The organism is Algoriphagus antarcticus (genome assembly GCF_002150685.1).
GTDB lineage: Bacteria > Bacteroidota > Bacteroidia > Cytophagales > Cyclobacteriaceae > Algoriphagus > Algoriphagus antarcticus.
Genome location: NZ_MSSW01000017.1, coordinates 141,910 through 160,187 on the forward strand (window position 1 = coordinate 141,910; position 18,278 = coordinate 160,187).

Sequence of the window (18,278 nt, forward strand, 5' to 3'; positions counted from 1 at the left end):
TTTCTAGACTCAATCAAGTGGGGAAAGCAAGGTGGCAAGCAGCGATATAAATGTAAAAACTGCGGGATTCTCTTTACCGGTTCGAATCCCTAGGTGACCAAGTCCAACCAATTTATATGGTTTGAAAAGTGGGTTATCGGCAAGCAAACATTAGAGCAGTTGGTTTTTCTCACAGGGTACAGTAAAAGTACCATTCAGCGGCTGTTCAAAGGCTATTTGAAGGAGCCTCCGAAGTTGAGTGTTTACCCCTCTGAGCGTGTAAACCTGATCATTGACGGCACTTATTTCACCAACGACTTGTGTCTGATTCTGTATCGAGACAACACCGTTAAGTTTACCCAGCTCTATCGTTTCAGTAGCGGAGAACGGTATGAGGAGCTGAAGGAAGACCTGGAAAATCTGTTGGCCCTTGGTGTTCAGATTGAGTCCATCACCTGTGATGGTCACCGGGCTCTACTAAGAGCGGTCAAGAAAGTTTGCCCCGATGTGACCCTTCAGCGATGTGTGATCCATGTCCAGCGTATGTGCAGAATATGGCTTTCCAGTAAACCAAAGAGCATTGCTGGTCAGGAACTTCGAAGAATCATCTCTACACTGCATCTGATCCGTACCCAACAGCAGCTCAGCTTTTGGCTGTTGGATCTGGCCAATTGGGATGCCGGCCATCATGAGTTTGTACATGAGAAAACCGTCAACCCCACAACGGGAAAATACTGGTATAAACATAAGCTGTTGAAGTGTTCCTTCTCTGTAATCATGAGCGCTCTGCCCAATTTGTTTCACTATCTGGACAACCCAAAAATCCCCAAATCAACAAACGGACTGGAGTCCTTCTTCGGACATTTAAAAAACAATCTGAATGTCCATAGGGGACTATCGTACGCAAACAGGAAAAGCTTTTTGAGATGGTATCTGTACTTTAATCAACTAAATAACAGGTTTTCCAAGCCATGAAACAAGAAGAATGAAGCATGAAAAAAAGGGCCCCGAAAAAACGAAGCCCTTCCATTCCACTTGACAGATTTTATTGCTGGTAAGTTGCTCCTCAGCAGAGCTTAAGTCCTCTTCAAATCTGTCGCAAATTATAATGAATATTTAAACCAAAGTCACCAACTATTTTTGACCACATTACCGACTCTCCCAAAGTGAAGAGAGGGAAGTTGTCATTTGAAAAATGGTGCTGACAGATCGAAACTCAGGGAGTGGGCGAAACGGTGAAACGGCTTAGGGATAGAATCGGAAGATCTACCCCTTCCGGATCCATCATCAATACCACTGTGTAATTGCCCAGTTCCAGATAAGAGGCTTGCAAACCTGTTTTGAATACGATACCAAGCGAACTTCGATGATTCTGCAAATATCGAACTCCATTTTATATGCGATCAAACAATCACAATAGCTAATTACTTTAGCTTGATTAATTCACTTTTTTTGAATTGAAAATCAATTAGTTTTAATTTTGATATTCTTTGCTCAATGTAAACCTTATAAAAAAAATCATATCCAATTCTCGCCATTCTTCTTTTATTGAAATAGAGAGTGTAACAAAATACTCCCACTTGCCAAACGTTGTCGTTTTTATCCAATAGTAAAGGATTTAGATATTCTCCTGCCAAACTTTGACTTTTCATTAAGTACCATTCCGCTTTATAGTTTTCTCTAATATGTTCACCAACGGCGAACAACCAAAGCATAAAGCCAATATCCGATTTTTTCATTTTCTTCATGAAAAATGGTTCTACCACGAATTTAATGGAATAGCTATCTTTAAGCAAAAAGATGTTTACGGAGAATCTTTTCACAAGAATACTAGATTTAGAAGATGGATGGGTAGTCGAATCGGTTGACACAGATTTTTCTAAAGAGGAAATTTCTATCCAAATAGTCTGTTTGTCGGAGCAGTTAGAAGATACCCAGACTGGTGAACTCTGCAAAATTTACGATCACGCGCCGGCACGTAAATGGAGGCACTTGGACACGATGCAATACAAAACGTATATCAAGTGTGCACTGCCTCGGATTATTACTTCTCAGGGTAAAGTAAAGACTGTTCAGCCCAGCTGGGCCTCTGGGTACGAGCGTCATACCTTCCTGTTTGAGCATGCGGTAATAGACTTGCTCCAGGCGAGTAAAAATCAAACCAAAACAGCTCAAATTATGCGCTGTGGGTTCAATGTGGTAAATCGGATCATGCACCTGAGCACAAAAAGAGGCATGGAGAGAAGAAACTATACAGAGCTGGTATTTGATCAATTAAGTGTTGATGAAAAGTCCTTTAAGAAGGGTCATCAGTACATCACTGTGCTGAGTCATCCCGGGTCTGGTTGTGTGCTTGATGTGGAAGAAGATCGAACAAAGGAGGCTTGTAAGTCACTATTTAATAGAACATTAACCGAAACACAACTTGGGCAGGTAACCACAATCAGTATGGATATGTGGCCCGCATATATCAATTCAGCGGAGGAGCTGCTTCCCAATGCTGCGATCACGCACGATCGGTTTCATCTGATCATGTACCTCAATAAGGCTATCGATCAAGTGCGCCGAAGAGAAGTAAAACAGCATGACGAGCTAAAAAACACACGCTATGCCTTACTTAAGAATTCAGAAAACCTCACAGAGAAACAACGGATTAAGTTTGAAGCAATTGCCGGTGCGAACTATGAGGTTAGCAAGGCTTGGCAAGTAAGAGAAAACTTCAAAGATCTGTTCAGTTGCGGAAAACTTTTCGCTTGGACACTATACAACAAATGGACAGCTGACTCGAAGAAGAGAAAAATAAAGGAAATAGACAAAGTAGTAGAGACATTCAACAACCATATTTCCGGAGTGGTAAATGCATTGATCATGAATCTAAGCAATGCAATGGCTGAACGCCTAAATGGCAAAATTCAAGAACTCAAAACAGTAGGAAAAGGCTATCGAACCTTTGCCAACTTTAGAAGCGCAATACTATTTTTCCATGGTGGCTTAGATCTATATCCCCACTAACTTAAGGGTAGAACCTGAAAAAAATAAAGTAATATCCTCCAGTGTCCCATATTCCTTCAAACCCACATAATCTTGTCCGATGAGCGATGAGATCATGCTTAGGTTATCACTCCGTTTCTCGACAATGGATGTAATGAAATCGGATTCTTGCAAAAAACAAAGTTACCCATTCAATAATGTATTTTAAATCCAATATTTATTAAGGATAGGCTTCTAGAATACGTTGAAGAAATGATGCGAACAATATTCAATGCTTTTGCATAAACCCTTATATTACCCTTAACAATTCCACTAAAAGTTGTAATTGTTAAGGGTAATTTGGGCACAGCATCAAACCAAATATAATAAAATATAGGCCTACAATGTGTTCCACGATTAAACCAATATCAATAAAACCAAATAGTATTCTATTCTTTTTTACTTTCAATGACTTTACAGCCAAATACACAAATACAAACATACTTGTAAGAATTGCTGAAAGAAATAATTTGGAATTCAGTTCCGTCAACATTCCACACATCGCGAGACAAAAATTAATTTAATAGTTACTAATTCCAAGATTGCTATATAATACCAATGCACTTTTCCCACTATTTAAAAAAAAAAATTCTAAAGTAAAATAAAAATTCCTAGTTCTACGCTTAAAACGACTCTAAACTAACAGGCCGAATTAGTGAGATAGAACATCTACAATAGAATCTCCCTTAAAATAGTAATATAAAAGTATCTCATTTCTTAAATACACAGGTCTACCGGGAACAAAAAGAGGCTCTGACTTACCTCTTTTTTTCATTTCGTAATCTTCATATATTTTATCGTTCTCAATCTCGATTCTCAAATAATAGTCTCGATTGACTTTGTGTTCGATATTGAATATGGCAATACACGCATTCAGCGGATCTGTAGTAAAACTGGTCTCATCAGAAATATCGCAGGACACCGAATAATTAATTTTATAAACATATAAACTATCTATGCTCCACCCTTCATTAAGCAAATAACCCTTAATTTCATTGATAGCCTTTGTTTCAGGCCGTCCTGGTTTTGCATTGAGGTACAATTCGGAAAAAGGTATTGAAGTAATTGGCTCAGCATGCTCATTATTTATTCTTATACCTTCTTTACCAGGTTCGTTGCAAGCGTTCAGACACATGAACACAATTAAAATTAATAATTTCATTTCCATCTCCCCATGTTTTGGTAAGAAAATGCCCCATCACTTCCAAGGCCAACTCGGAATAAATTAGCGTTGTGTAATATTTTGATAGGGTTATTTACAAATTTGATCATAAGTGCATCTGGACCACCTTTATAACCCGGAGGGATTAAACCATATGACTGAGGATGAGTATGAGCATGTGTATTTATCTGATACTTTTGCCCCTTGAATTGAACCCATCTCGTCCTGAATTCACCCGGCACAACATCTAAAGCATCATTGAAGCTAACATAAGTCCCATCCTTGGCTATATAGTTCTTGTCATAAGGTAAAGCTATTGCATTTCCATTTTCCAATTCCCAACCGGAAAGTTCTCTGATTGAATTGCCATTTGCATCAAACGAGTTCTTCCAAAGGTAATCATAAAATGCCTTTTTGTTTGCAAAATACCTGGCACCCGACGCATCTATTTTCGACTTGGCATGATTTAAACCCGCATTTATCAAACCTGCTGCAAACCCCTGCGAGAAATTCCCGCCCGTTGCATTTGCAGTTAATCCCCCGGCCATCCCAGAAAATCCATATAAGCCAACGGTACTGTTTGCAAACTTCCCACCATACATCATAAAAGAGGACCCTCCGAATGAAGATGCAAAACTAGTTAAATAAGAACCCATAGAAGGATTTTGTCCGAAAGCCGCCCCAACCATAATATTTGCTTGGCCATGCATCATCGCACGGCCGATCTCGCCGCCAAGTCCTAGACTACCGACAGGCCCCATCATGGTTCCTATTCCCGTAGTGACGACTCCGGATAGTGCACCCATCCCGACGGATTTCCCAAACTGAGCCCAGTTCCAATTATTGAAACCTCCATTACTGAAGGTGACATTTGCCGTATATCCAGCTGCTCCTATCGCTGCTCCAATAATTGCCGCAAAGCAAATCGGACATTCCCCATCCGGATCGGTAAACATTACCGGATTGTTCATCATCGCTGAGTAGGGCGAGTTGTAGGGCATTACTCCAGCCTTTGGATCTGATCCAAACCACCTGCCCAATGCCGCGTCGTATTGCCTAGAATGGAAATCATACCATTTCGTCAAATCCTCGTATGTCTTGCCTTGGAACAGATCCTTGGTAGCCTTTTCTCCTACTCTGGTCCAGTTCTTGGCGATCATGCCGTAAGGATAATAGTCCGTTTGCTGTACAACGTAGGACTCGGAAGTCATGATGCTGAAATCGTTGAAGAAAGCCTCAGAGCCCGTCTGACTCTCGTTACTCAGATAAATATAGAAATATCCCGGTTCCTCAGCTATTACCTCCTGTGCCAATCTCTCATGCGGGACATTCGTTGCATAGCTTGATTCCTGAGTCGCCAAGGAAAGCACCATTTGTGCATAGACATACAAACCTCTGATTCCATCTTCCTGCTGATTACGCAGATGCTGCGATATGGCCTGCTTCAGCGGATCTTTCATATCCGGTCGCTTGCATTCGATCACTACAATGGGAATTCCATTGATAAAAAGTACTAAATCCGGAATATAATGATCTTTAGAACCGCTCCGTACGACTTTGTATTCTTCCGTGACGTGAAAGTGATTGTTTTCCAGATTTTCCCAATCAATGTATTGCAGGGTAAAACTCTTCTTGTCGCCATCCACAGATTGCTCGACTGCCTTTCCCAAAGCAAGAAAATTATAGACCTTTTCGCAGGCGTGAATGTAGCCCTCGTTGAGGGTGATTTCCTGAAGACTTCGGATCCCGCTGTCAATATTGGCATCACTGAGATATGTATGTCTAGAGCTGCTAACCCGCTTTTCAGAATTGATCAACTTCAGCTGCTTTCGGAGAATCTCTTCCAAAATCACCTGACTGGTCTTTCCTCCACGGAGCTTCATCGCCTCCGCTTGGCTCAGGTAATCATAGCCCAGCTTGATTAGCAGCTGAATCGCAGGAATCTGGGAAATATGGTCTTCTTGAAAGCTGGGAGTTTGCATTGTCTCTAATTTTCTTCTAATAAATCTATTACAAATTGTTCATTTTTATTAGAGAATAATTCATTTTAAATAATTGATAATCAATATTTTAACTAGTAAAGCTACTGAAGTCTTCTCTTAAACCTTCTCTTAAATTTTCTCTTAGCTTTTCAATTCATACCTCATACTAAATGCCACCGAGGGTTTTTCGAGGTCCCTCTATTTTCAAGTTTTCCTTTCATTCTTAACTCAGAAAGAAGATTTCCAACCTTATTCTTTTTTTGATTATCATTCATCCAGTCTGGTAATTTATTCCACAATAATTCATCGATCTCACTTCTTTCCAAACTCTTATGCTCTCTGATCGCTTTTTCAATCAAATCGAGATAGTACTTTTTGTCAAATGCTTTATTCTTTGAATAAGTAGCTTTTTGCCCAGTCTTCTCCGCAACTTTAAGTCCTATGAAATAATTTGGCTTCCTACCTTCTATCAGCCTTTTACTTCTTAGGTGCTTTTCTTCAAGATCCGTCAAAACCTTCTTCTTCTGTACTTTATCCAGCATTATGATTTCTTCTAGGGTCAGATCATTATTTCGTGCTAACATTCGGGCATATTCCATTTCGAGGATTTTACCTGCAATAGTCACTTTAACTTTACCACCTGAGAGATCGTAGTCGGGCATCGGAAAAAATCGCTCTCGTTGAAAATTAAAAATCTTCTTAATACCGCCACCAGCTGTATCTACCATTTTTAGGTTAAACATTGCAGCAGCCAAAAAGCGATTTCGGTAATGTTCCTCAGGTGCATCTTCTTTTACCACCTTTTCTACACTTCCAGGAATGAAGGAACCTAGATTAGTGAAAATTAACTGATCATCCATTTCCACCACATTGATTCGACCATGCTTGGTATAATCCTGATGAGCAATACAATTATTCAAAGCTTCACGTATAGAATAGGGCTCATATTGGTTGACTTCTTCTGGAAAAAGTGTTCCGTCTTTGATATACCGATATTTCAGGTTGCGGATTTTGGCATATACTTTATCCACTGCCAAGATCATAGGGCAACCGAAAATGGCATAATCCTTATCATTGCCGTTGGCATCTTTCAACAGCCAGCGAACTTTAGCTTCGGCAGGATTGATGAAATGCTCTGATTCCTCCCTACCCAAAAGAATAATGGCAGTTCGAGTAATCTTTCCCTTAATAGTGATTTTGGCCTTATTCAAAAAGGTAATATCATCCCAAAGGTCCAGCTCTGAGGCCTTCTCTAGAAATTTGTTTTTGTAATTCTTTCGGGCAAGAGCAATCGCTTCTTCATCTAAGTCGGCAATGGTAGCATCCCGTACAGTAGCTGCACTCCAGTCTTCAGTGGTAGCTTGGGCTCGGATTCGTTCTATTTCTTCCAGATTCAAAGGAGAAAGCTCTTCATCGTCTCGTCCGTAATAGTCCCCTCAAAAGAAATAGGAAAGCCTTTTGGGGCAGACGGGATCTGAAACATGACTACCCGCCCTTCAGGTTCGTTCAACTCATAAATTTCAATAAACGTAATTCGATTGGTGGTTTTGTTTGCAATTTCGCTTTTCATGCTGTCTAAGTCTTTCCGCTTTGGTCGAAACTGACTACCCACGATTGCATGTTTCTTATTTTCGATGCCAAACACCAACCATGCATAGGGTACACCTTTGAGATTGGCTTCATTACTTAATGCCGAAAAATATTTACCCAGTTTCGAAAAATCATAGCCCGATTTCGCCTCTTTAAACTCCGCAATTTCATTCTCATCAGTGAGATTTCTGAGACCTAAGAGAATGTATTTCAGTTCTTCTGTGGTCATCCTTTCAGTCTTCAATTTTTTGCATTTCTTCCCAAACCTGGTCCGGATAGATTTGACATCGGTCCACTTCAATATATTCAATATTGATTACCGGAATATAATTCTGTTCTCCATCTTCATCAGGCATTGAAATAAATCCTCCTCTTAGAAAATGTGGATTTTCAAAACTTTCTTCAGTTAGATTCAAGAAGTCATCCTCTGGATCCAAGCTGTCAAAAACCACGGGTTCTTTACAACCTCTTAGTAAAAAAATAGCAGAGGGGATCAGGAGTTCTCCATCTAAATCGGAAGCCAGATCAAAATTATCTCGATAAACTAGAGGAACTTCAAGAGCAGCTGGCACATCCCACAAAAAAATAATTCTTTTAATAGCTTCTATTCGGATGAAAACCATTCGCTCAGGAATCGCATAGAATGAAATGAAGTTTCTGGCGTGATCATTCAGATCATCTGTATAATGGGATAGAAAATTTTCAAATTCCTCGACAGTTTCAAAATCCACATTAAATAGCAATTCCTCACCTCGAATCAATTCGATTCTAAGGGTGTGTTTAAAGTTGTAATCTTTTGATTGATCTATTCTTGCCATGACTATACTAGTTAATCTTTATCCACCAATTTACTTTTTATCCGACTCACAATCGCACTTGGCTGCTTGCCAAAAATATTACTCAGCTTCATTGCCTATTTCTTAGCTTAAAAATGTTTGAAAGCTTTCCTCCACGAAGCTTCATCGCATCAGCTTGGCTCAGGTAATCATACCCCAACTTGATCAACAGCTGAATCGCAGGAATCTGGGAAATAGGATCTTCTTGAAAGCTGGGAGTTTGCATCTTATTTATGCATTATGGAGAAATTTGATGGCCTTATAGAGAATACTTCAAATCTAAAACCGAGCTTAAAGCATTCTTTAGAAGGGTTTTTCATAGTTATAGAGAAATTATAGCTCAATACGGAGAATTTTACTCCCATTCATTTTTAACATGTTTCTTTATTTCCGCACCCAAAAGGCCGCTTTTTTAGCATTTGAAAACATCACAAGTGGAGTTATAGAGAAATTCCAACTCAATACGGAGAATCAAATTCATAGCTGCATCAAGAATATGGAGAATTTTATCTTCAATATGGAGAATCACTTGATCGGTGATAGACTATGATAACAAAACCTGAATTTCTCAAAATGATCAAAGACGACTTCCTTATGAATAATATCCCTGAAGCCCCGCATCTAAAGACCAAATCCTAACTGACCAGCCTGGAAATAGCTTGCATTGCTCCTGCCAATCTTGGATAATCGAGTAGTCTCCAAAACCTATACCCTGACTTGATTTGGTTGGAAAGTTATCTATCCACTGAAGCAATTCCTCTTTATCAGGAAATTTCAGAGCGGTAAAGGGACTCACACCATTTAAAGCACTTTTTACTTGGTCTACAAAATCCTTAGCTTTTTCATATTTCAGATTACCACTTAGCTTCGCAATAGGATTTCCAGTTTCAACGAGAACTATGAATGGGAGAAAAAATAAATCCTTGGCATTTATTCTCTCTTCAAATTCAGATAGAACCGTAGCTCTATCAGAATTACTTCCAGGGATATCGAGAATATTTAAGAAAATAGTTGTGTCAATGATCCAAATATTTGGTTTTGCCATGGTCAAACTCATTTTATAGATTCCAACCATTTCAAAGCCTTCTCTTTTTTCGCCTCTGACCCTTCATAGTCTTTGACAAAGCGAGAAAGTAATCCTTCAGTGACCAAGTCTCCCAAACTTCCCTGTGCGATTAATTCGGGATAATCCGGCACGTCCTTGAGTGAAACCAGTCGAGAACTTCCATCTTCCTTGTCCCGATAGCAAAACACCACATTAGGAATCACGTCGCTCGGAAGTGCATCCATCAGGGCGGGATTGTGTGTGCTAAGGATAATTCTTAATCTCCGTTCTAATGCAATTTTATTGATCTGATTTAGCAATAGCTTCGCACGACTGGGGTGAACGCCATTATCTATTTCTTCAATAATCACAATGCTGTTCTCCTCAGCAGAGAGCAAAGCCGCCGCAATAGCCAATACCCGAAGGGTTCCATCAGACAGAACTCCCGCATCCATTCGCCGATTTACGCTTCCAAAAGTCTCAGTTAATGTAACCATCACCTCTCCTCTAGGTCCTTCCAAAAATCCAATATCTGAAATATCCTGTTCGGGAAGGCTTTTGATGAAGTCCAGAATTGCTTCCTTTTGATTTCCCTCTTGGCTCAAAAGAGGATCTTCTTTTTGATTGACTAGATTATATAAAACTGCCGAAATGTTGGAACCATTTCCAAGTATCGCAGTATCAGAAGTAAAACTATACCCCCGCATGGCTTGCGGTGAAGGATCCAAAAATAAAATCCTAGATAATAATGACTCTGTATATTTTGAACGTTGACTAATTAAAATTTTCGACTTTTGATAAGTCGGGTTTATCTTACCATCAGCACTCATTTGTGTAAAAATGGCAAGTTGATCTGAACATTTAACATGGGGCTTCTTTCCTCCTTTAGCAAAATTATTCCAAGCCACGATGATATCAGTAGCTTGGTCTTCAGTTGGACGAGTAGTTTCATAAAGCATTTCTGCAGAATCCAGATACATCGACTCCTTTGCAATGTGTAGTTCTTTTCCTTTCCTAAGATCAAATGAAATTTTCAACTCCCAAGCATGAGCTAATGCCCGATCATGCATCTTACACCCAATTAAAAATTCCTTTTTGTCTCTATAAAAAATATTCCAAAGCTGCCCCCGAATGGCAGCATTGTTCTGATTGATTTCAAACTGCAATGCAGAAAGCTTCTGCCCCTGTGCCATCCAACTCAGAAATCGGATCGCCTCCAAGGCATTGCTTTTTCCGGAAGCATTCGCTCCAACTATCACGGTCAGTGGAGCAAGCTTCAGCTCTGCTTTTTTGTAGCTTTTGAAATTTTCGATGGTGAAGGATTGAATCATAATAGTTCAATTTAATAAAAACACGTTATTGCTGCATTAGTCTATCTATTTCCAATTTTGAGGCAATCGGAATTTCTTGTGCCCATTCATCAATTTCTAATGACAAAGATTCATAATTGGGCTCAACACTGTGATTCAATTTCCTTTTTAATTCTGAGAGCTTAATATTTATTTTCACAACCATTTGGTCGGAAAGCGTATTTGCCAATTTAATGGCATTAATTGCAGATACTTTTTTGTTCAATTCATTTTTCATATTTTATTTCATTTCCAATAAATACTAGCAAAAATTCAATTCTCGATTTTTTTCAAATATTTATTTTCAATCGTTTCTTCCCCGTCAGTAGCACTTGCATCAGTCCTTTTTTCTGCTCCCTCAACTTCTCCGCTTTGGCTTTGAGCAGGCTGATTTCTTTATCTGCTGCTTGCAATAGTTGGGCAATGGCGGTTTGTTCTTCTAAAGAATCAGGAATGATGAAAGATAAATTATGAATAATGGTTTTAGTAACACTATAAACCGATGAACCAGTAGCATATTTCCTGAGTGTGTTCCTAACCTTTTCTGATGCGAAAAAGTAAGCTGCTAAATCGAGTGAAATTATTTTTTTATCTCCTCTTAATACAAGTGTATGAAGTCCACCAATTGCCTTTTTGCCATTTAAATTTTTTATTTCAACAGCGGCTCCTACACCATTATAGTCCTCAGATGCATCAGCCATTACAATATCACCATCCTGCAAATAGTTAATTTTTTCAATTTTAAGGCTTTTATTAATTAATTGAGGAATAGCTGTTTGGGTGTTAAAATCTAAAAAGGAACTGTCATACTTAGCATGAATATCTCCATAATGGATACAATAAATTGACCCTTCACAATCACTTTGAAGACCATTTCTTGAGATGGAATATGATTTAACAAACTTGAAAACATCAGCTATATGAATGGTCTTCCATCTATGGTGCAACATTCCTAATTCAATATTTTTCAATCTCATCTTTCCGGTCAGTAGCTGCTGCATCAGCCATTTTTTCTGAAGTTCTTTCTGGTGGATCAGCTGCTTGGCCGCTTGGATCGCCCCATCCCAAGTCGATAGACAATCTGCTATCGCTCGCTGCTCGGGGAGAGGTATTACTAGGAAGGGGAAATCACCAACATCCTTACTCGTAATATTAGGATCTTTTCTACTACTACCAGCCAACCTTTACCAGTCACCCACTTTTCCATTGAGCCAATTAATTAAGAAAACAGGATCAACTTTTTCTATATCAACGGTCAAGGCAGATAAAGCTTGATTTATTGTCGCTTCTATTTGGAGAATTCCAGTTCTACCGATTTGATTAAAACCACCATACATCGCGACTAAAACCGTCCCAATAGGGTACTTCCTCAATGAAGTTTCTTTAAATGCCTTTTCTGTGATTTTTTCCTCAGTCTCAAAAATCTTAGAATTATTAAGATCAGTAGTTTTTACCCAATAAATACTTCCATTCTTATGATATTCACTGTTACTTCTCAGTGGAGTCGTACCAGAGGTGACTTTTGCAATATCTTTAAGCTTCAGAAGTTTCCACCCTTCTGGAACCTCACCTCTCATCTCTGATTTTTTCTTTTCTATTTCTTGCATTAGTTTCCGTAGTCTAATTGGTAGCAGCGATCGATTTCAGCTAAGATTAAGTTGACAATTGATTCTTGTTGTTCCTCAGAAAATTTGGTTTCTAGGGGAATCTCCTCTTCCGCTATGGATAGCACCCAGACTTTGAATTCATCCGTTTCATCCTCCGTCTGCCAGTACCGATCGTCTAGATCAACCGAAATCTGAGTTCCCCATTCCTGAAGTTCTTTCTTCTGATAGCGACGAATGTCAAGATTGATATGCCCGACGAAATCGTCAGAACCATGGGCTTCCACCTGATCGATAAAGAATTCGACTCCTTCCCGAGGCAGGATGTTTTCCAGCGTTTTCCGCTGTGTGAAAAAGGTATAATGAATCTGATTATCGAGAAGATTATAGGTTTCTCGAAGTTTGGAATGCAGCTCCCTCAAGATCAATGTTATTTCCTCACGAATTGCGAGAATGGCTGCGGCATCTCGCTCTTCGGGATCTTCCAGATTTCCTTTGGCTTTCAGTTCTCCGTTGGGAAGTAGCCAGCATTCCGCCCAATCCAACCCTTCCGATGTATGGACGCGTTTACCTACAGTTTCAGGTTCGTCTTGGGCTACTTTATCCCAATAAGCAAACTCCTCGATAGGAAGCTGAATCAGTGAAATCTCACCATTTGGCAGATCCAGATAGTCCGAAAATGCTTCGTTGATCCGAGGGATGGCTTCTGCGTCTAGCCCTAGTTCCAGATCGGAAGAAGAAATCAGGTTTTCTATTTCTCTCATTTCTTCAAGAATACCTTGAGTTAGGTCATTTTCAGAGTAATGATTGAATTGTGGACGAAATGCCTTACCTGCGATGCGATCCAATTTTGTGACTAGAACTTCATCTTCAGCAATCTCTTCCAGTGCTTCATTCGCAAGATGCTCTAGATTCTCATCCTCACTCAAAAAGTAAAATTTCAAAATCGATTTATCTGAAATAGTAAGTTCTTCCACAAAAGGACTCAGCACTTCATTCAACTCAAAATGCACATCTGATGAAATTCCTTGCGGATATGAATAGACTCGAAACAGTTCTTCTGCTAATTCAGTCAGTTGTGGTTTTTTAATTCCTCGCTCCGTAGTCCATTGAATTACAACCTTTCGCCAAAGTGGTAAAAGCACAAGTCTGGCTTGCTTTCGAAGCCCAAATGCCCAATCCGGTTGGACGGCTATCCGATGAGATTCTTGAATCCCTGATCTAAGTCGACTGTGATGGAATTCGTTCATAGTTAGTTCTATTGTACTTTTGGAAGTTTCCTAGTCAGCTTATCGAAGTCACTCTCATACAGCGTATCCTGCTTTTTGCTAAAGTTGTCGAACTCTTGTTCTGCTAAGGCAATAGCGACCTGATGGCTCACCTTGCCAGCATCTTTCAGAACAACCTGCTCATTGAATTGTAGAAAAGCATCGAGCTTGTCAACCCAATCTTTCATGTGCATCATAATCCCACGATTGGCTTGCATCTCTGCATAGTCCAGGTACATGGCCACGATTCGGTTCAGTCCATCGAGTTCCTTTTGGTTCAAATAGTTTTTAGCGATTCCCACATCCGTTTTACGGATTTGACCGGATGGAGCATTTTTCCAGGTAGTTAGACCCATGTTTTCTTTCTTGCTATCTGCTCTTGTATGTACTATTTCTGCTGCAGTTTGCCCGGTAATTGCCCAATGGAGTTTGTTTTGAACAGTAGCGAAAAAGATTTTTGTAACATCAGTATCTAACTGATAGTCAGCACTGCATTGGGCGTAGATATCGGTTATTTTCTGATAAAATCGCCGCTCACTGCTCCTAATATCCCGAATACGAGCAAGTTGCTCTTCGAAATAATCCTTCCCAAAGATGTTGTTTGGGTTTTTGAGTCGCTCATCATCCATGGTAAACCCCTTAATAATGAATTCCTTTAAGCGTTCGGTAGCCCAAATCCGAAAGGCAGTTGCCTGTGTGCTATTCACCCGATACCCAACCGAGATGATTGCATCGAGATTATAGTATTTAACCTTGGACTTCTGTGTTTTTCCATCGATGGCACCATGTAGAGTGGTATGTTCCATAATGGAACTGACCACAAGATCATCCAATTCTCCTGATTCAAAAATATTCTTGAGGTGCTTGGTAATCGCTGGCCTTTGCACTCCAAACAATTCTGCAATTCGTTGTTGAGTCAACCAGATCGTTTCGTTTAGCAAGTAAATTTCAACTATTACCTTACCATTTGGAGTAGTATAAAGTAGCACTTCATTAAATCCATCCGAAGCTCTTTTTGTTGATTTTTTCATAGTTCAGCCCAATAACTCCTTCAAGTATTCATCCATTCGACCCTGCACTTTTTCCAGTTCACCTTCCAATCGGACAATTTCCTGCTGCACTCCTGCGATATCCACTTCAGCTTCCTCCTCGAAGGTATCCACATAGCGAGGAATATTAAGGTTGAAGTCGTTGGCTTGGATTTCTTCGAACGTAGCTACATAGCTGAATTTTTCCTCCAAGACTCCAGCAGAAAGTTTCGCTTCACGGAAATCCATGTAGGTATCCACGATCTTTTTTATATCGCTATCCCGGAGTTTGTTTTGGTTTTTGGCGGCTTCATACTGTAGACTCGCATCGATAAAGAGCACCTCTGTCCCGGACTTTTTGGCTTTGTTGAAAATCAGAATTGCAGCCGGTATGCCTGTGCCGTAGAATAAGTTAGCCGGAAGTCCGATCACAGCCTCGAGTAGATTTTCCTCGATGGTTTTCTGGCGGATTTTGCCCTCAGAACTTCCCCGGAAAAGGACACCGTGAGGAACTACGACTCCCACTTTACCAGTAGTCTGATAAGTAGTTTCTATCATGTGGGTGATAAACGCCCAGTCTCCTTTACTTTTGGGAGGTACGCCCCGCCAAAATCGATTGTAGCGATCCGTCTCAGGATCCCAGGTAATCGTAGTAGTTTCTCCGTCTTTATCTTCTACTTTCCCCCATTTATCCAATGAAAAAGGAGGATTGGCTACCACAGTATCAAACTTCATCAACGAATCGCCTTCTTTGAGTTTGGGATTCCGAATGGTATCGCCCCATCTGATGGTTGCATTGTCAAAGCCATGCAAAAACATATTCATCACCGCGAGAGCCCAAGTACTTCCATTGGCTTCCTGACCATAAAGAGAGAAGTTCCTTGATCCTACTTCCTGACCTGCTTTGATCAGAAGCGAACCCGAACCACAAGTTGGGTCACAAATCCGAGAGCCTTCCTCCGATCGGGTAAGCTTCGCGAGCAAAGTGGACACTTCACTTGGCGTGAAAAATTCCCCAGCTTTTTTACCTGCATCTGAAGCAAAATTGGATATCAGGTATTCATAAGCCCCGCCAATAATATCCGAGCCATCCAAATGAGACGGGCGGAGGTCAAGCTCAGGTCTATTAAAATCTAGTAGCAGATTTCTAAGTCGGGTATTTTTGTCTTTGGGTTCGCCCAGTTTGCTATTGTTGAAATCAATATTCTGAAATATCCCCGCTCCATCTTCAGAGTATAATTTCTCCCGATTAGCTTCTTCCAAGTCCACCAAAGCGATATTGATGAGTTCCCCGACATTGGGTGCATTCCTGCTATCGTACAGAAATTTGAAATGGCTCTGAACAGGCACAATAAATCGCTCGTATTGCATGGATCGATTTGCGCGATCCAGGTCTCCACTGTACTTTTTCAGATATTCCTCCATCTTATCATCATGCACATCGCTGAGGTATTTGACGAAAAGCATGGTCAGCACATAGTCCTTATAGACGCTTGGATCGATGCTACCACGGAAAGTATCACAGGCTCGCCAAACTGCATTATTGATATCGTTTTGGGTGATTTTCTTAGTCATAATTCTGTACAATTTTGAGGATACTCAAATCCAATTTTAATTTCCTTAATCGATCCAATTCATCTAGAATCCATGTTTCTTCATTTTTCAGTTTACTGAGCTTCACCAACTTTTCTTGAACTTCTAATGGCAAAACTGGAATTTCAAATTCTTCCAAAAGCTTCTTGGTGATCGAAGGAATTGAAGTTCCTTTTGACATCTTTTTAAAAGACTCTTGACTCTGGGGAGAATTGAGAATCATAGCAATATAGTCTGGAAGTACCAGTTCAGTTTCAAGACTAATCACCAAAAACGAGGTCGATGCTACTGCGGCAGGATATTCGGCTTTGTAGACAGATGTAAAATTTTTCCAACCCTTTGCCGAAAATAAGATCTCTCCAGCTTTAAGGAGATGTTTATCAGAAACATTCCGACGCTTAATGTCGGGAAAAATAGTTGAACTCAAACTCCCTTCCGAATCAAAATACTTTGCTTGCATATAAACTAAATCCCCATTTTCCTGAGGTTTCAGAAAAATTCCAGATCGAATGGAAGCAAGTTCTTTAAGTGATTTTCTCAATTTTTATTCTAGTATAATCTCTACGAATAGACCATAATACAGAAATTGAATGGAAAAAGTTTTGAAAAATGAAATTTTTTTATTCTAGTATAAGAATTACGAAAATTGAGTTTAAGTACGACTCTTCACTTAAACAATTCTTAAATAACTCTAACCGATCGCCAAAGGAAATATCTCCACCACGCATTTATTTTGGGCCGGCCCTAAATAATCATTCTTAAAATTCTGATTTGACAGAAGCCAAATTCAAAACTTAGTGGGAAGCCCATAAAGAAGAAAGGGGAGCGACTTCTTCCAATTCGAAACCTTTGGATCAAGAAAAAATGTGAAGGTGTGATGTAAAATGTTATGATTGAGAAACACTACTTCATCACAGCAAATCACTGTCACTACTGCGAAATCACCCAAGCTGAACTGGGCCAAATCTAGGAAATAGCAGCAAAAAAAGGAGAACTATTTACTAAACGAGGTCGAGGGAGAAAACCAGAACTCCAAAGAATCGAACCAAATGCCACTTATGATTACTAGACAACCTCGTCTTTGCCTGCTACTGATGCAACAATGCCAAGACCGATACCTTCATTGGGGAAGAGTTCAAAAAAGTAGGAAAGGTTTTTCGTGAAAGCTGGGATGAAAGGTTAAAGTGATTTTTGATTGGAAAACCTCTCAAATTTTTCTTTTTAATCTATTGACAAGCCTAGAAAACTTCCAGCCTTTTTTTGCATTTTAGTTCATCGGGGCTTCCCCGAATGTTGACCCTTAGCTAAACTGTCCACCGGACTGATTTATAACGCTTATCTTGATCTGAAAATCTTTAATCTTCCTTCCCGTAGAACTTCCTTTTTTCTAGAATAGCACTCACTTTCTCATCAAAAGACTCCTTCAAATCAGCAGAAATATCCAGTAACCTAGGATCATCAGGTCGGTTGAAATGTAGAACAATCAAATAATAGACCGGGTGATTTTCTTGTAAAAAGCTAGAATAATTTCCGTTTTCGAATTCTCTTAGAAGAAAATCAGTATGATCATGGTAAAGAAAAAGGAAACATAAATGCACGAGCTCAGGTTGCTTTTCGAATACTTCGTAAAAGAGTTTCACTCTATTTTCTGGATAAAATGGCAACCCTATCCAAGCCGAAATAACTAAGCGCGAAATTTTTGATTTCAGCGTTTTCCCCTGATCAGTGTCTGCATGAAGGGAAATTAACTCCCAAGATTTTTCTTTTTGTTTATTGAACTGCCAAAATAGTATAGTAAGATTCAAAAGTGCT

Annotated in this window: 22 protein-coding genes; 4 read left to right on the forward strand and 18 right to left on the reverse strand. The window is 39.7% G+C overall.

Annotated elements, in window-relative coordinates; all coding sequences use genetic code 11:
- The first annotated feature begins 12 nt into the window (after positions 1 to 12).
- Together BVH04_RS26780 and BVH04_RS08655 are read left to right on the forward strand one after the other, a co-directional pair.
- Positions 13 to 93, forward strand: coding sequence for an IS1/IS1595 family N-terminal zinc-binding domain-containing protein (locus BVH04_RS26780; RefSeq protein ID WP_449353821.1), 81 nt, complete (start codon positions 13 to 15; stop codon positions 91 to 93).
- A complete protein-coding gene (locus BVH04_RS08655) occupies positions 94 to 954 on the forward strand; it encodes an IS256 family transposase, variant Zn-binding type (RefSeq protein WP_240510885.1) in 861 nt (286 codons plus the stop codon).
- Between the two features lie 241 nt (positions 955 to 1,195).
- On the opposite strand, the gene BVH04_RS25405 is transcribed toward BVH04_RS08655, so the two are convergent.
- The gene (locus tag BVH04_RS25405) at positions 1,196 to 1,357 is read right to left on the reverse strand and encodes a hypothetical protein (protein WP_169714385.1); all 162 of its coding nucleotides are present in this window, start codon (positions 1,355 to 1,357) and stop codon (positions 1,196 to 1,198) included.
- Positions 1,358 to 1,403: 46 nt separating this feature from the next.
- Positions 1,404 to 1,727 carry a hypothetical protein gene (locus BVH04_RS08660; protein ID WP_086541067.1) on the reverse strand — a complete coding sequence of 108 codons (324 nt, stop codon included), beginning with the start codon at positions 1,725 to 1,727 and terminating at the stop codon, positions 1,404 to 1,406.
- A gap of 52 nt (positions 1,728 to 1,779) precedes the next feature.
- On the opposite strand from BVH04_RS08660, the gene BVH04_RS08665 reads away from it, so the two are divergent.
- A complete protein-coding gene (locus BVH04_RS08665) occupies positions 1,780 to 2,991 on the forward strand; it encodes an ISL3 family transposase (protein WP_086541068.1) in 1,212 nt (403 codons plus the stop codon).
- Between the two features lie 670 nt (positions 2,992 to 3,661).
- Here the strand turns inward: BVH04_RS08665 and BVH04_RS08675 are convergent.
- The 6 genes from BVH04_RS08675 to BVH04_RS25410 all read right to left on the reverse strand — a co-directional run bounded on the left by BVH04_RS08675 (position 3,662) and on the right by BVH04_RS25410 (position 8,805).
- On the reverse strand, positions 3,662 to 4,177 hold the full coding sequence (locus BVH04_RS08675; protein WP_086541070.1) for a hypothetical protein: 516 nt from the start codon (positions 4,175 to 4,177) through the stop codon (positions 3,662 to 3,664).
- Positions 4,168 to 6,153 (reverse strand): type I restriction endonuclease, encoded by a 1,986-nt coding sequence (locus BVH04_RS25100; protein WP_116116461.1) that lies wholly within the window; start codon positions 6,151 to 6,153, stop codon positions 4,168 to 4,170. Before BVH04_RS25100 ends, BVH04_RS08675 begins: the two co-directional genes overlap by 10 nt.
- A gap of 161 nt (positions 6,154 to 6,314) precedes the next feature.
- Positions 6,315 to 7,550 carry an ATP-binding protein gene (locus BVH04_RS08690; protein ID WP_205635820.1) on the reverse strand — a complete coding sequence of 412 codons (1,236 nt, stop codon included), beginning with the start codon at positions 7,548 to 7,550 and terminating at the stop codon, positions 6,315 to 6,317.
- Entirely contained in the window at positions 7,547 to 7,972 is a 426-nt protein-coding gene (locus BVH04_RS25770; RefSeq protein ID WP_205635821.1) for an ATP-binding protein, read from the reverse strand. The genes BVH04_RS08690 and BVH04_RS25770 overlap by 4 nt, the downstream gene beginning before the upstream one ends.
- 4 nt (positions 7,973 to 7,976) lie before the next feature.
- Complete coding sequence (locus BVH04_RS08695; protein ID WP_086541071.1) at positions 7,977 to 8,561, reverse strand: hypothetical protein; 585 nt, start codon at positions 8,559 to 8,561, stop codon at positions 7,977 to 7,979.
- Between the two features lie 88 nt (positions 8,562 to 8,649).
- Positions 8,650 to 8,805 (reverse strand): hypothetical protein, encoded by a 156-nt coding sequence (locus BVH04_RS25410; protein WP_169714387.1) that lies wholly within the window; start codon positions 8,803 to 8,805, stop codon positions 8,650 to 8,652.
- A 150-nt stretch (positions 8,806 to 8,955) separates the two neighbouring features.
- Between BVH04_RS25410 and BVH04_RS25415 the strand changes: the two genes are divergently transcribed.
- On the forward strand, positions 8,956 to 9,129 hold the full coding sequence (locus BVH04_RS25415; RefSeq protein WP_169714388.1) for a hypothetical protein: 174 nt from the start codon (positions 8,956 to 8,958) through the stop codon (positions 9,127 to 9,129).
- A gap of 42 nt (positions 9,130 to 9,171) precedes the next feature.
- Here BVH04_RS25415 and BVH04_RS08700 read toward each other — a convergent pair whose 3' ends face one another.
- From BVH04_RS08700 to BVH04_RS25420, 10 genes are all read right to left on the reverse strand, one after another.
- A complete protein-coding gene (locus tag BVH04_RS08700; protein WP_140160549.1) occupies positions 9,172 to 9,624 on the reverse strand; it encodes a hypothetical protein in 453 nt (150 codons plus the stop codon).
- 8 nt (positions 9,625 to 9,632) lie between these two features.
- On the reverse strand, positions 9,633 to 10,955 hold the full coding sequence (locus BVH04_RS08705; protein ID WP_086541073.1) for an AAA family ATPase: 1,323 nt from the start codon (positions 10,953 to 10,955) through the stop codon (positions 9,633 to 9,635).
- A gap of 25 nt (positions 10,956 to 10,980) precedes the next feature.
- Positions 10,981 to 11,211, reverse strand: coding sequence for a hypothetical protein (locus BVH04_RS08710; protein ID WP_086541074.1), 231 nt, complete (start codon positions 11,209 to 11,211; stop codon positions 10,981 to 10,983).
- Between the two features lie 52 nt (positions 11,212 to 11,263).
- Positions 11,264 to 12,154: a restriction endonuclease subunit S gene (locus BVH04_RS08715; RefSeq protein WP_086541075.1), complete on the reverse strand. Its 891-nt coding sequence runs from the start codon at positions 12,152 to 12,154 to the stop codon at positions 11,264 to 11,266.
- Between the two features lie 3 nt (positions 12,155 to 12,157).
- Entirely contained in the window at positions 12,158 to 12,580 is a 423-nt protein-coding gene (locus BVH04_RS08720) for a restriction endonuclease subunit S (protein ID WP_086541076.1), read from the reverse strand.
- On the reverse strand, positions 12,580 to 13,827 hold the full coding sequence (locus BVH04_RS08725; RefSeq protein ID WP_086541077.1) for a hypothetical protein: 1,248 nt from the start codon (positions 13,825 to 13,827) through the stop codon (positions 12,580 to 12,582). Before BVH04_RS08725 ends, BVH04_RS08720 begins: the two co-directional genes overlap by 1 nt.
- Positions 13,828 to 13,835: 8 nt before the next feature.
- Positions 13,836 to 14,876, reverse strand: coding sequence for a virulence RhuM family protein (gene rhuM / locus BVH04_RS08730; RefSeq protein WP_086541078.1), 1,041 nt, complete (start codon positions 14,874 to 14,876; stop codon positions 13,836 to 13,838).
- A gap of 3 nt (positions 14,877 to 14,879) precedes the next feature.
- A complete protein-coding gene (locus BVH04_RS08735) occupies positions 14,880 to 16,448 on the reverse strand; it encodes a type I restriction-modification system subunit M (protein ID WP_086541079.1) in 1,569 nt (522 codons plus the stop codon).
- Complete coding sequence (locus tag BVH04_RS08740; protein ID WP_086541080.1) at positions 16,441 to 17,007, reverse strand: restriction endonuclease subunit S; 567 nt, start codon at positions 17,005 to 17,007, stop codon at positions 16,441 to 16,443. The genes BVH04_RS08735 and BVH04_RS08740 overlap by 8 nt, the downstream gene beginning before the upstream one ends.
- 814 nt (positions 17,008 to 17,821) lie before the next feature.
- A partial coding sequence (locus tag BVH04_RS25420) for a hypothetical protein (protein WP_169714389.1) occupies positions 17,822 to 18,278 on the reverse strand: 457 nt, incomplete at its 5' end.